This window comes from Terriglobia bacterium, from assembly GCA_020073085.1.
Lineage (GTDB): Bacteria > Acidobacteriota > Terriglobia > JAIQFV01 > JAIQFV01 > JAIQFV01.
Map to the genome: position 1 here is coordinate 23654 of JAIQFV010000006.1, position 13478 is coordinate 37131.

Sequence of the window (13478 nt, forward strand, 5' to 3'; positions counted from 1 at the left end):
GAATTTACTCCGCAGGAGTTGGTACGCCTGGCCCGACTCGAACGGGCGACCCTCTGCTTAGAAGGCAGATGCTCTATCCACCTGAGCTACAGGCGCACTCTCATCTGACGCCGGTCAAATTCTAGCGCACTCGAGACGGGGCGGCAAGTCTTGACCGTCGGAGACTGGGGGAAATTTCTATCGGGTTCAGAATCGGCAGACAACAGCATCCGCAAGGGGAATAGCAGGTCACCCCCGAGTGGAAAAAGATGTCTCAACCGGCTGGAAAAATGAATCGAGCCGCAAGCCAGTCCGCCCACGGGTGTGGGGTCTGCAGACGCATTTTCCCCGGACGGGAGCAGGCCATGGCAGGCCGGTGGAAAAAGATTGCTGTATTATGTGTTGAAAAATAAGGAGAATTTTTGTAGAGTGGTGTCCTCACCAGCTCTGAGGAAGGGATCCTCAGCCGGATATCGATGAGCCAAATTTCAAAAGTTCTTGTGGTTGAAGACGACATCAGCGTCACTACCGGTATTTCCATTTATCTCAAGAAGGCCGGCTACCAGGTCGTCAGTACCTTTGATGGGACCAGCGGTCTGGAGGCGGCCAAGAAGGAAACCCCGGACTTCATCATCCTCGACATCATGCTTCCGAAGATGAACGGGTACGAGGTCTGCAAGGCCATCCGCAAGATCAACCCCCGTGTTCCCATCATTATGTTGACTTCCAAGTCCGACGAAGGCGACAAGGTCTTCGGCCTCGGGCTGGGTGCGGATGACTATATTACCAAGCCCTTCAGCTTCCGCGAGTTGGAGGCGCGCATGAAGGCCGTGGCGCGTCGGGCCGAAAAGGATGCCGTCCTGGTTTCAAAACAGCCCCAGCTCAAGCATCGCGACATCCTGCTCGATCTCAATACCCGGGAAGTCCTCGTTAAGAAGAAGGCCCTCACCCTGACTCCAAAAGAATTCGACCTGATGAAGCATTTCATGCAGAACCCTGAACTCGTGTTCTCGCGGGACCAGTTGTTGGATGCGGTTTGGGGATACACCTTCGAGGGTTACGACCGGACCATCGATACGCATATTAACCGCCTGCGCAATAAGATCGAGAAGGATCCCAGCGCCCCCCAGTACATCATCTCGGTGTACGGCGTCGGCTACAAACTCGTTTAGCCATCCATTCACCCTTCCTTCCATTTTGCCTGGCTGAGTCGTCGCCGGACGATTCAAGAAATCTCTTCTGAATAACCATGCGCCCTGGGATTCAAGGGCCGTCTCAGTTTGGGGGGCGATTCCCGTGGTCTGGAATACCGACCGGTCGGTAGGTTGGCGGGGTCCCCGGGAGCGTGGCAAGCGAAAGCGGAAATAGCGCCATTTCGATGCGCGCTGTGGCCTGGAGGGATGCCAGGCGCTGATGGTATTTTTTTATATTCAACGACTTAACCCTTGCTTCGATGAGGCATCTAAATGGAGTGAATCGATTGAGAGAGGAGAACTCAGGAACGCCGTCGAGTCGATGCATAGGACAGGAATTCGGGCCAGGAAAAAGGGTGGTCCGAAAAAAATACAATTTTTAGCTAATGCTCCGTCCTCTTATGACGATAGATAAATGGAAATAGGGCATCGCCTTCCGGTGATGCGCAAGGAGCAACAAGAAGAAGATGGAAGCGAACAGTAACACCAGTCAATTTGGCGAACTTAATCCTGATCTCAAGAGTGAGCAGGTGCGGGAATTTGAGGACAAGCTGTACGACCGCATCGTCGGGCAGGAGCGGGCGGTGCGCCGCATGTCCGGACTCTTTCAAATCTACCAGTCGGGCCTGACCGTCCCGGGCCGTCCGATTGGAAACCTTCTTTTCCTGGGCCCCACGGGCTCGGGGAAGACGCGTCTCGTGGAAGCAGCCGCCGACGTTTTGTTCGGCGACGAGCGCGCGTTCATCAAGGTGGATTGCGGGGAGTTCCAACACAGCCATGAGATTGCCAAACTGGTGGGGTCGCCTCCGGGCTATCTGGGGCACCGCGAGACCCAGCCGGCGCTGACGCAGGAGGCGCTGGACCAGTTCCACAGCGACCGCATGCATCTGACGCTGGTGCTGTTTGACGAAATTGAAAAGGCCAGTGACGCCTTGTGGAAACTCATGCTGGGCATCCTGGACAAAGCCACCCTCACGCTGGGAGACAACCGGCGCGTCGATTTTTCCAAGTGCATCATCGTGATGACCTCGAATTTGGGAGGCAGCGAAATCAGCCGCATGATGATGGGCACCGGGCTGGGGTTTGCCAGCGCCACCCAGAAATATGACTCCGATGAGACCGACGTTTCCATTTACCACACGGCGGTGGAATCGGCGAAGCGCAAGTTTTCACCCGAATTCATGAACCGGATCGACAAGGTGATTGTCTTCCGGCCCCTGAGACCGGAGCATCTCGAAAAGATTCTGGACATCGAGCTGGGACAGGTTCAGCAACGGATCCTGAACTCCCAGGCCGAAAACAAGTTTGTCTTCCATTGTTCCGAACCCGCGCGACAATTCCTGCTGAAGGAAGGGACCGATCCGCAATACGGGGCTCGCCCGCTCAAGCGGACCATTGAGCGACACATCGTTTTCCCGCTCGCTAATCTGACCGCGACGAATCAGGTCACGCTGGGTGACTTCATCCGGGTGGATTTTGATCAAGACAGGAACCGCCTCGTCTTTCTGAAGGCCCAGGAAGGCGCGATCATCCATGCCGCTCCCCTCATGGCAGGGGCCGCCCCATTGAGCGATGACCAACAAGGGAAGGGGGTCGCCGTCGCGGAGAAAGTCGCGATTGAGATTGAAGAGAAGCCCCAGATTTTTCCCTACAGCAAATTCAAAGTCCAATAGACCTTCCCTCTCCCCTCGTCACGGCGTCGGACAGGAGCGGGCTCGAACCGCTCCTGTTGGACGCACCCCAAACCCGAGAGCACATTGATCAGCGAAGGCCATTCAAGCAGCTTTTTGAAGCTGGAGGTTGTAGCGTGATTTGAGGGAATGTTGGGATCTTGTTCCGGTCAGAGATCGGAGGGCTGACAGAAGTTGTCTCCGGTCTTGTGCCGGGAAGGGTCCCAGGCGGGAAGCCCTCCGGAGGAAATCTGAATCCAGTCTCATCCGCGAGCCCACCTTGCTCTCCCGCGAGGAGTCTATCGCCCCGCAACCGGGGCTCTCACATTTTTTCTCATGGGTACCCCGCCCTCGCCCCGCAAAGAGAAAAAGCGCGGGGCTCAGACGGGGCTACATTCGATCGGTCCTCCGGACCTAACCTGAAAATATTCTCATCTCGAGCCCCGTCTCGCTCCCCGCACGGAGGGCGGGCCGGAGCATCCTCGGCCCGTGAATCTTCGAAAGGCGGGGCAATGTGCCGCAGCACATCGCCCCGCTTCATCAAACGGGGTCTAGCGTTTAGTAGGAGGGTCCGCCGGCAAATTCGAATTGGACGGGGCGGCGGGCACTGGGGCCGGAGATGGAGGTGGAGGAACACGGTGAGGCAGCAGGTCAGGGAGTTGCGCAATATTGTAAGCCGCGACGGCAAGCACGGTGGAGGCCTGAATCAGGTCGTCCTTCTTGGCCTTGTCAAAGGTATCGGACTGGGAATGATGGGTCTTCCCGTACTCCACCGGATCCTGGATGAAGGCAAACGCCGGGATGCCCGAAGGAAGAAAAGAGAGATGGTCAGTCCCTCCCTGGTTGCGGAGATTGATTTCCTGCAGGCCGAGGTCATTCACGGGAGCCAATACAGCGGCCATGGTGGGTCGAACGTCGTCGCGCCCTTGAAGGGCGATGCCGCGAAGCCGGCCCGTCCCGATATCCATAACCAGGACCGCTGACACCTTCGACATCTCGTCCCTGTGGGCGTCATGGTATGCTTTTGAACCCAGCAACCCTTCCTCTTCACCCTCAAAGAAAATGAAACGAATGGTGCGCTTCGGCTTGGCGCCCACCGCGTTCAATACGCGGCACGCTTCCAGGATGGACATTGTCCCCGTACCGTTATCCGTGGTTCCGGTGCCCAGGTCCCAGGAATCCAGATGTCCGCCAAGAATCACTACCTCATCGGGTTTTTCCGAGCCGCGGATCTCAGCGACTGTGTTTTTGGCTTCCACGGGAGAGGAGGTAAATGAGTTGGAAATGTTCATCTCCAGAACGACTTTTTGCTTCCGCTCCAGAAGCCGCCACAGCATCGTGTAGTTTTCGTGAGTCACAAAGACCGAAGGAATGACGGGGGCATTCGGGTCTTTTCCGCCCAGTCCGCCCATGTTGAGCAATCCATGATCTTTTCCGGAGTCGGAGATCGACACCAGGACACCCTCGTCTTTGAAGAACTGCGTCGTCTTTTCCCGTATCTGTCGCATCTGCTCGTAATTCATCGGCGGTCTCGGTGGGGGTGGAGGCTGTGGTGGAGGGGCCGCCTTATCCGGAGCCCCGGGTGCCGGAGGTTGTTGCGGGCCAGCCGCAGGACCGGGAGGGGCGCCCGGGCGACCTTGCATAACTTCAGGGGGAGGTCCGAAGGGCCGGGTAAGATCCGCGGGTGGGCGCGTGATAACGAATTTTCCACGCAACTGCCCTCGATACTTCTCGAGGTCTTCCACCTTGGGCGCATTCACGTAGATCAACTCACCCGTGACCGTTCCCGGGGTTCCTGGAGCCCAGCCGTATGAAGCGATCGTCAGTGGAATTCCGTTGGGGGTGAGGATGCGTCCCGTGGCGGTCCCGCGGCTCCATCCCAAGCCGAAAGCCCAGCTTTCCGAATGGGCATTCACGCAGCCGTAATCGGCAAATCGCTGTCGGCTCCAATCCTCAGCGCGTTTTAATCGATCCGACCCCGTCAGCCGGGGACCGATCATGTCGGTCAAATACTCCAGGTTTTGCATGACTTCGGAGTGATCTTTCACGTTCTCAATGATCTTCTTGTCGACTTCAAGCGTCGCCGCGTCTTGTGCGAAGCAGATGAAGGATTGCAGGGTGAACAGTACTGCCACCGTCAGACAAATGAGGCGTCGATGCATTTTCTTCTCCTGAAAAGACGATGTCCGGATTCTATTGCAGTGCATTCCAGAGGGATACCTGAGGCTTACCTGGCAGAGGACGAGCGCCAAGGCCTTTCGGTTACGAGGGCTCAAGTTCAGGAATGTGCTCGAGGAAGCGCTCGAATCACAAAAAATCCCGCGGAAAACAAAGGTCTACAGGGAGGGAGCGCAGCGCGCTCAAAGGGGCCTCCCCCATTCGGGCGCTGGTCCATGCTTCTTGGCTTCTTGCGGCGAATCCGGGATGCTCAAAATTGGACGCCTTGCGGCTCGGGTATGTCCAGGACTGCCTCATGGCCCCATTCGCGGAACTTGAATTGAAAGAAGCCATCCAGATGAGGCAAATGGGAGACCCCGTGGCCCGTGGCCGAGGAGGGGAGATTCCATGTGCCGCGAAATGGCTCATACTGAATCTCAGCGGAGATACTTTCGAGTTTGGCGAGTTGTTTTTGTATGGACTGGAGGTTGTGCAGCGCCTCGATCCGTATTTCTTTGACCCTGCCGGTGGCAGCCTCGATCGAAACCGACCCGGAAGCCAGGATCAGCGACTTCGCCTGCACCTTAGGTTCGAAGCGGTACCGCACGACTGCAGAATCATCCGATGGGATGGCGTCGAATTGAAGAAAAGGGAGCTTCTCCTCCTGCAAAGGAAAGAACAGCTCGTCCCAGAGAATTTCCACCAGTATTCCCGGCTGCCCTTTTGGATCAATATGCGGCTTGGGATTTCCACGGTCGTCAGTGTCAGAGACGATGCGAACTAATACCTCGCGGCGACCCAGGGCATCAACCGTCGGGGCCGGTTCAATACTCACCACCGTGGTCCGTTCCCCGAGCTTCCGGGAGTCCTTCTCAGCGGCCGCGTTGCCGTCGTCAGGCTTTGCGCCCAGCTTGAAGCGCTCAACTGCCAGTTCCTGCTGATACCGCGTCCGATCACGGACCGCCATCGCTTGCTCTTGGTTGTGAGCGGCCAGCAGAATGATGTCAGGGGTTTGGCTTGCCTTTGGGGAAGCTAAAAGGAGATGGGTGGATATGAGGATAAGAACCAGAAGCGAATTGCGGCCCTCAAAAGTGATGCGTGAGAACTTCAAACTTTCTGGGTGCTCCTGCCTTGGAAAATCTGAGATGTTCGGTCGGAATCAAAGCAAAACCGGGAAACTGAATCGCTTGCTCGGGTGGAGCAAGAACTTCGCCTGGGTGTTCCTCGAGAGGAGGTATGCTCCCTTTGTCGGCCCATCTGGCGAGCTTGTTCAACATCAGTTTCGACAGAATGAGGGCGCTGATTCCTGCAATCCAAAAGGCCACGGTGAAGCCGATCACGAGGTTCTCGAGCATTAGATACCCCCTCAACTTCCTCCAGGGTCAATTGATGGGTGTCACGCCCCACCACTCCCTGAATAGACCCCTACCCATGCCTGATTTGCAGCAGTCCAGTGGCCAAAGTAAACTGAAATTGATGTTCATTTTGAATCAATATATCTAATTGAAACACTAAGGCTTATATGTGTAGAATTTATTTGAATTATTCGGGATTTTACACACCTTTTTTGAACATGCGAAAAAAGGGGAATTTTTCCTTGGTTTTTGACTCCAATCTGGACTAATTTGATGCGGTTTTGACAGCGGTTTTTTCTAACCTATTGTGTGTGGGCGGGTTTGGCCATTTTTTCACAATCAAAATTCACTCCCATCCTGGAAGTCGGAAACCTCGCAAGCACCTCCAGCAAATTCTGATGACTATTTCATTTGTTTACGATGCATATTGGAGGGGAAATAGAGATGGTCCAAGCATTTTCGCCTGCGGCCTGATTCTGGGATCATCGAGCACACGTCCCTTCTGTTCCGGGAGCCGGCCCGGTAGGGAAACGGATGCGAAATGGCACTTAAAAGAGGGCTGATTTTGCGCCTTGAATCGTTTGACAACGTTCTTTGCGATGGACTATTATCTCGCGGTTGACTGGGGGAAGATAGAGTCGCCCGGCACCAAGACTCCCTCCGGTACCCTCCGAGCAACGCACCTCGATAGGACGCCCGCTTTTGCGGATGGCATCTCTATAAAAACGTGAACGCGCTGGCCGATTGATTTTGAGCGCACACTAAAAGACGGAAATTGCCGCTTCAGAGGTATTCATGCCACTCAACCTTTCTCAGAAAATCATAAAAGAACACCTGATCTCGGGCGAGATGTCGGCGGGCAAGGAGATCGGGATTCGGATTGATCAGACGCTGACGCAGGATGCGACCGGGACCATGGCCTACCTGCAATTTGAGGCCATGGGGATTCCCCGGGTGCGCACCCGCCGTTCCGTGAGTTATGTCGATCACAACATGCTGCAGACCGACTTCATGAATGCCGACGATCACCGGTATTTGCAGTCTGTCGCGGCTCGTTATGGCCTCTATTTTTCCAGGCCCGGCAATGGGATTTGCCACCAGGTGCATCGCGAGCGGTTTGCGGTTCCCGGGCAGACTTTGTTGGGGTCTGACTCGCACACCCCGACCTGTGGAGGCCTCGGCATGCTCGCGATTGGGGCGGGCGGGTTGGACGTCGCGGTGGCCATGGCGGGGGCTCCCTTCTATCTTTCCATGCCCAGGATTCTCGGTGTACACCTAAAAGGTTCTTTACAGCCCTGGGTGACAGGCAAGGATGTCATCCTGGAGATGCTGCGCCAACTCACGGTCAAGGGGGGCGTGGGAAAGATCGTCGAGTATTTTGGTGAGGGGGTCGCTTCACTCTCTGTCAGTGATCGTTTTACCATCACCAATATGGGCGCCGAGTTGGGGGCCACCACCTCCGTTTTCCCGAGCGATGAGCAGACGAAGCGTTTTCTTGTAGCGCAGCAGCGGGAGGAGGCATGGCAATCCCTCGGGGCGGACCGGGATGCAGGCTATGATGAAATCCTGGAAATTGACCTCGACCGACTCGAGCCGATGATCGCCCAGCCCCATTCGCCGGATGCGGTGGTGCCGGTGCGGGAGGTGAAGGGGATTGCTGTGCAGCAGGTGTGCGTTGGCTCGTGCACCAACTCCAGTTATCATGACCTGGCGGTCGCGGCGTCGATGGTCGAGGACCGTGTGGTGCATCCCGGCGTATCGTTCACTCTCACGCCCGGCTCGAAACAGGTTTTCGAGATGATCGCGGGCGACGGAAAAACCCTGACCAACCTGATTGCGGCCGGGGCCCGCGTTCTGGAATCCGCCTGCGGACCCTGCATTGGAATGGGCCAGGCGCCCTCGAGCGGGGCGGTGTCAATTCGGTCCTTTAACCGAAACTTCGAGGGTCGCAGCGGGACGCTCAATGCCAAAGTCTACCTGGCTTCTCCGGAAACCTGCACGGCTTGCGCCCTGACAGGCGAGATCACCGACCCGCGGGACTTGAAGTTGAAGTTCCCGAGTGTTCTTGATCCGGTAAAATTCCCGGTGAACGACAACATGCTGATTCCGCCGTCGGGAAGCGGCGAAGCGATCGAAGTCATCCGCGGGCCCAATATCAAACCCTTGCCGACGGCCCGGACCATGCCGGAGGCCCTGCGCGGCCAGGTCCTTCTGAAGGTGAGCGACAACATCACCACTGACCACATCATGCCCGCCGGCGCCAAGGTGCTTCCGCTGCGTTCCAACATCCCGGCGATTTCCGAATTTGTGTTTGAACGGGTGGACCCGACCTTTCCCCATCGGGCCAAAGAGTCCGGCGGCGGATTCATTCTCGGAGGAGCCAATTACGGCCAGGGCTCCAGCCGCGAGCATGCCGCCCTGGCCCCGATGTACCTCGGGGTCATGGCCGTTCTGGCAAAATCATTTGCGCGCATTCATTGGGCCAACCTCATCAATTTCGGGATCCTCCCTCTGACCTTCGAAAATGAACTCGATTATGACCGCATCAACCAGGGAGATGCACTCGAGATGCCTTCCGTTCGAACGGAAGTGGAATCCGGACAGTCCATCAGCCTGCGCAACGTGACGCGGAATTTTGAAGTGAAGATGAAGCATACTTTCACGAGACGCCAGATCGAATTGTTGCTTGCCGGGGGATTGTTGAACCACATCAAGCAGGGCTCGTCGGGAAACTGACGGGGGAGCGGTCAGGGCGGCCCAGTCTGAATGTGGCAAGGGGGCGGTTCAGCAACGTCCTTTTCGGCCGGTCCGGCTCCTCATCTCGCCAGCCTCTGCGTTCTCAGAGCCAGTCACAGAAGCAGTAAATCTAAACTTCACACCAACGACGGAGAATTCTGATGCTATCTTTTAATGGAAATCCCGTGCCCTCAACGGGTCGGGCGATCACCTTGAGCAATGATAAACTTTTCGTTCCGGATGATCCCATCATCCCTTACATCGAGGGGGATGGGACGGGGCGAGATATCTGGAAGGCATCGGTTCGGGTTTTTGATGCCGCGGTGTCCAAGACCTTCGGCGGGAAACGGAAGATCACCTGGTACGAGACTTATGCCGGGGAGAAGGCGTTCAACGCGTGCAAGGAATGGCTCCCCGCTGACACCCTGGAGGCGATCAAGCATTTTCACGTGGCCATCAAGGGGCCGCTGACCACGCCGATCGGCGGCGGCATTCGCAGCTTGAATGTCACCCTGCGCCAGGTGCTCGACCTGTACGCCTGCGTCCGGCCCGTCAAGTATTACGCCGGCGTGCCTTCGCCGGTGAAGGCCCCGGAGAAGATGAATATCATTATTTACCGTGAGAACACCGAGGACGTGTATGCCGGGATCGAGTGGCAGCAGGGAACCCCGGAGGCAAAAAAGATCATTGATTTTCTGGCGAAGGAGATGAACAAGAAGGTGCGTCCGGATTCCGGCATCGGGATCAAACCGATGTCAGCCACCGCATCCAAGAACTTGGTCCGGCGGGCCATCCGGTATGCCATCGATCATGGAAAGAAAGTGGTGACCCTGGTGCACAAGGGGAACATCATGAAGTTTACCGAGGGGGCCTTTCGTTCCTGGGGTTATGAACTGGCGCGGGAGGAGTTCTCCGCGCAGACCATCTCGGAGGAGGAGGTCACCAAGAACTTTGACGGAAAGGCGCCTGCCGGGAAGATTGTCATCAACGATCGCATCGCCGATTCGATGTTCCAACAGGTGCTGACGCGCGCCGACGAATATCAGGTGGTGGCCACTCCCAACTTGAACGGGGATTATCTCTCGGATGCGTGTGCGGCCCAGGTGGGCGGACTGGGGATCGCTCCGGGCGCGAATATCGGCGACAATTATGCGGTCTTCGAAGCGACCCACGGCACGGCCCCGAAGTATGCCGACAAGGACGTCATCAATCCCGGGTCCCTCATCCTCTCCGGGGTCATGATGTTCGAACACCTCGGATGGAACGAGGTGGGGACCTTGATCGAAACGGCCTTTGCCAAGACGATCCAGCAAAAGAAGGTCACCTATGACCTCGAACGGCTGATGCAGGGCGCGACAAAATTGAAGTCGAGCGAGTTTGCCAGCGCGATTATTGAGAATATGTAAGGGGGATGAGAGAATTCTGTGGGTTTCCAGACATCAGCCGAGGCCGGAAGTCAGAGACCAGAAGTCAGAAGTCGGAAGTCGGATGACTTCTGTAGGGGCGCACAGATGTGGGCCCTGTTTCGAAATCAGAACCCGGAAGTCAGAATTCAGAAGCTGGACCCGATCGCATTCTGAGGGGGAATACGCGGCCACCTTCAAAGGGCACTCGAAGGAGCGGCCCGGGCAATCAGCCATTGCCCCATTCGAAGTTGACTGTTCGAAACTCAATGTTCGTTCTTTCCTGTAGGGAGGAGAAATCCAAATAGCCTGGAGGCATTCATGCGAAGGAAAATAACCGTTGTAGGAGCAGGCAATGTGGGCGCCACGACCGCCCAGCGGATTGTGGACAATCACCTGGCCGACGTGGTGTTGATTGATATTCTGGAGGGCGTGCAGCAGGGCAAGGGTCTGGACATGCTGGAATCGGGCCCCGTGTGTGCGTACGACTGCCATTCCTCCGGAACCAATGATTACAAGGACACGGCGAATTCCGACATCGTGGTCATCACGGCGGGACTGGCACGGAAGCCGGGCATGAGCCGCGATGACCTTCTGAAGACCAACTTCGAGATCGTCAAGGGGGTCACAGAGCAAGTGGCCAAGTACTCGCCCAACGCGATTCTGATCGTCGTCTCCAACCCCCTGGACGCCATGGTTCAGACGGCATACAAGGTTTCCGGATTCCCCAAGAACCGGGTCATCGGGATGGCGGGGATTCTGGACAGTGCGCGCATGTCAGCCTTCATTGCCCTCGAGCTCAAGGTGAGTGTTGAAAATATCTCCTGCTTTGTGCTGGGAGGGCACGGCGACACCATGGTCCCGCTGCCTCGCTATTCGACAGTCTCCGGCATTCCGATCACCGAGCTTTTGCCGAAGGACAAGATCGATGCGATCGTCAAGCGCACTCAAGGCGGAGGCGCAGAAATCGTTTCCCTGTTGAAGACGGGAAGCGCCTACTATGCGCCAAGCGCTGCCACCGTGGAGATGATTAAAGCCATCTTCTTTGACAAGAAGAAAATCCTGCCGTGCGCCGCGTTGCTGGAAGGGGAATATGGGATTAACGGCCTGTTTGTGGGAGTTCCCGTGAAGTTAGGGACCAAAGGTGTGGAGGAAATTGTTCAGGTCAAGCTGACCGCCGAAGAAGACGCCGCGCTGAAGAAAAGCGCTGCCTCCGTGAAAGAACTGGTCGGTATTATCGGAGTTTAGCGGAAATGGGACTTCCGAAGGGGGAACCCTTCGGAAGTCCGCCCTACCGGGCGAACATCTCCTTCAGTTTGAATTTCTGGATCTTGCCGGAAGCCGTCGTCGGGAAGCTCTCCACGAAGCGCAGCGTAGTGGGAATCTTGAAAGAGGCGATTCGCTCTCTGCAATAGGACTGAATTTCCACGCACGTGCATTCCACCTCCGGCTTCAACCGGATGGCGGCCGCCACTTCCTCCCCCCACTTTTCATTCGGAATGCCATAGACGGCCACATCAAGAACCTTCGGATGGGTCAGGAGAAATTCCTCGATCTCCCGGGGGGCTATGTTTTCGCCGCCTCGAATGATGATGTCCTTCAATCGTCCCGTCACGCGCACGTAGCCGTCCTGATCAAGGCTCGCTTGGTCCCCCGTGTGGAGCCAGCCCTCCCGATCGATGGCTGTCGCGGTCTCTTTGGGATTATTGTAATAACCTTTCATCACGACGTACCCGCGACAACAGAGTTCACCCGGCCTGTTCGGGCCAAGATCGAGGCGGGTCAGGGGGTCAATGACCTTTACTTCGACCTCGGGGAGAATATTGCCCACCGTACCGCAGCGATGAGCGAGGTCATCATCCCGCCGGGTTTGAGTAATCCCGGGCGACGATTCGGTCATGCCATAGGCGATAGTCATTTCGGGGATATGCATTTCATCAATCACCCGGCGCATGAGCGGCTCCGGACAGGGGGCGCCTGCCATCATTCCGGTACGCAAGAAGCGGCAATTGAATTTTTTAAAGTCCGGGTGCCCGAGCATCGCCAGGAACATGGTGGGGACCCCATAGACAGCCGTGCAGCGCTCCCGTTCAATTGCATCGAGAACCTTCACGGGATCGAAATGCTCCACCAGGACGAGTGCGACGCCGTGCGTGAACGCTCCCAGAACCCCGATCACACATCCGAAACAATGGAACAGGGGAACCGAAAGGCACAGGCGGTCCGCCGGCGAGTAGGCCAGCCCCTTTCCCAGCCAATAGCCGTTGTTCAAGATATTCCGATGCGACAGCATTACTCCCTTCGGGAACCCGGTCGTCCCGGAGGTGTACTGCATGTTGATGACTTCGTCGACATGGAGCGAGTCCTCCCGGGCACGGACCGCCTCCCGAGGGACCCTTAATCCCGACTGCTCGAGCTCTGCGAGAGGGACAATTCCCGGATATCTCTCCGTTCCGAGGTGGATGATCCTTCGAAGTGAGGCCAGCTTGGGATGGTTGGGATCAGTCCTGCCCGTGTTGGCGAGCGAGGGGAGAAGCGAGTAGATGGTTTGGATGTAATCAAGATCTTTAAGACCAAGCGAGGCGATCAACATCGAGGACTCGGACTGCGAGAGCAGGAATTCCAGTTCATTCGGACGCAGTTGGGTGTTGACTGTAACGAGGATAGCCCCGATCTTAGCCAGGGCAAACTGGAGTGCAATCCACTCCGGCAGGTTTGTCGACCAGAGGGCTACCCGGTCTCCCTTCTGGACGTTAAAGGCGATCAACCCTCGGGCGAGGCGATTAACCCATGCTTCCAACTCGGCGAACGTCCACCGACGGTTCAAATCCGGACCGATCAGCGCCTCGTGACGGGGGAGAAGCGCGGCCAGGCGAGTGAGCAATTGGCCGACGCAGATGTCCCGGAAGCCGTCAAAGGGATCGACGGGAATGGACATGCGGTCCTCCGCCACTTCGTCAAACCGATTCATAAAGCGGTCTGAAG

9 protein-coding genes and 1 tRNA gene are annotated in these 13478 nt (G+C 56.7%); 5 read left to right on the forward strand and 5 right to left on the reverse strand.

The window, feature by feature from the left end; translation table 11 throughout:
• Positions 1-19: 19 nt before the first annotated feature.
• Positions 20-96: transfer RNA gene (locus LAO21_07770), tRNA-Arg, on the reverse strand.
• Between the two features lie 359 nt (positions 97-455).
• On the opposite strand from LAO21_07770, the gene LAO21_07775 reads away from it, so the two are divergent.
• Together LAO21_07775 and LAO21_07780 are read left to right on the forward strand one after the other, a co-directional pair.
• A complete protein-coding gene (locus tag LAO21_07775; protein ID MBZ5552601.1) occupies positions 456-1151 on the forward strand; it encodes a response regulator transcription factor in 696 nt (231 codons plus the stop codon).
• A 488-nt stretch (positions 1152-1639) separates the two neighbouring features.
• A complete protein-coding gene (locus LAO21_07780) occupies positions 1640-2845 on the forward strand; it encodes an AAA family ATPase (protein ID MBZ5552602.1) in 1206 nt (401 codons plus the stop codon).
• 548 nt (positions 2846-3393) lie between these two features.
• Here the strand turns inward: LAO21_07780 and LAO21_07785 are convergent.
• The 3 genes from LAO21_07785 to LAO21_07795 form a co-directional block, all read right to left on the reverse strand.
• Positions 3394-5004, reverse strand: coding sequence for a M20/M25/M40 family metallo-hydrolase (locus LAO21_07785; GenBank protein ID MBZ5552603.1), 1611 nt, complete (start codon positions 5002-5004; stop codon positions 3394-3396).
• Between the two features lie 266 nt (positions 5005-5270).
• Positions 5271-6110, reverse strand: coding sequence for a hypothetical protein (locus LAO21_07790; protein MBZ5552604.1), 840 nt, complete (start codon positions 6108-6110; stop codon positions 5271-5273).
• The gene (locus LAO21_07795) at positions 6085-6354 is read right to left on the reverse strand and encodes a hypothetical protein (GenBank protein MBZ5552605.1); all 270 of its coding nucleotides are present in this window, start codon (positions 6352-6354) and stop codon (positions 6085-6087) included. Before LAO21_07795 ends, LAO21_07790 begins: the two co-directional genes overlap by 26 nt.
• Positions 6355-7149: 795 nt before the next feature.
• Here LAO21_07795 and LAO21_07800 point away from each other — a divergent pair.
• From LAO21_07800 to mdh, 3 genes are all read left to right on the forward strand, one after another.
• Positions 7150-9090, forward strand: a complete 1941-nt coding sequence (locus tag LAO21_07800) for an aconitate hydratase (protein MBZ5552606.1) — start codon at positions 7150-7152, stop codon at positions 9088-9090.
• A 161-nt stretch (positions 9091-9251) separates the two neighbouring features.
• Positions 9252-10496 (forward strand): isocitrate dehydrogenase (NADP(+)), encoded by a 1245-nt coding sequence (icd, locus tag LAO21_07805; protein ID MBZ5552607.1) that lies wholly within the window; start codon positions 9252-9254, stop codon positions 10494-10496.
• Between the two features lie 318 nt (positions 10497-10814).
• Positions 10815-11741 carry a malate dehydrogenase gene (gene mdh, locus LAO21_07810; GenBank protein MBZ5552608.1) on the forward strand — a complete coding sequence of 309 codons (927 nt, stop codon included), beginning with the start codon at positions 10815-10817 and terminating at the stop codon, positions 11739-11741.
• 43 nt (positions 11742-11784) lie between these two features.
• On the opposite strand, the gene LAO21_07815 is transcribed toward mdh, so the two are convergent.
• Positions 11785-13431: an AMP-binding protein gene (locus tag LAO21_07815; GenBank protein ID MBZ5552609.1), complete on the reverse strand. Its 1647-nt coding sequence runs from the start codon at positions 13429-13431 to the stop codon at positions 11785-11787.
• Positions 13432-13478 lie beyond the last annotated feature (47 nt).

Bases quoted from the DNA above. Each gene is read 5' to 3' on its own strand.
- LAO21_07780 (MBZ5552602.1), top strand. From the start codon at position 1,640: ATGGAAGCGAACAGTAACACCAGTCAATTTGGCGAACTTAATCCTGAT.
- LAO21_07795 (MBZ5552605.1), bottom strand. From the start codon at position 6,354: ATGCTCGAGAACCTCGTGATCGGCTTCACCGTGGCCTTTTGGATTGCA.
- icd (MBZ5552607.1), top strand. From the start codon at position 9,252: ATGCTATCTTTTAATGGAAATCCCGTGCCCTCAACGGGTCGGGCGATC.
- LAO21_07785 (MBZ5552603.1), bottom strand. From the start codon at position 5,004: ATGCATCGACGCCTCATTTGTCTGACGGTGGCAGTACTGTTCACCCTG.
- LAO21_07800 (MBZ5552606.1), top strand. From the start codon at position 7,150: ATGCCACTCAACCTTTCTCAGAAAATCATAAAAGAACACCTGATCTCG.
- LAO21_07815 (MBZ5552609.1), bottom strand. From the start codon at position 13,431: ATGTCCATTCCCGTCGATCCCTTTGACGGCTTCCGGGACATCTGCGTC.
- mdh (MBZ5552608.1), top strand. From the start codon at position 10,815: ATGCGAAGGAAAATAACCGTTGTAGGAGCAGGCAATGTGGGCGCCACG.
- LAO21_07775 (MBZ5552601.1), top strand. From the start codon at position 456: ATGAGCCAAATTTCAAAAGTTCTTGTGGTTGAAGACGACATCAGCGTC.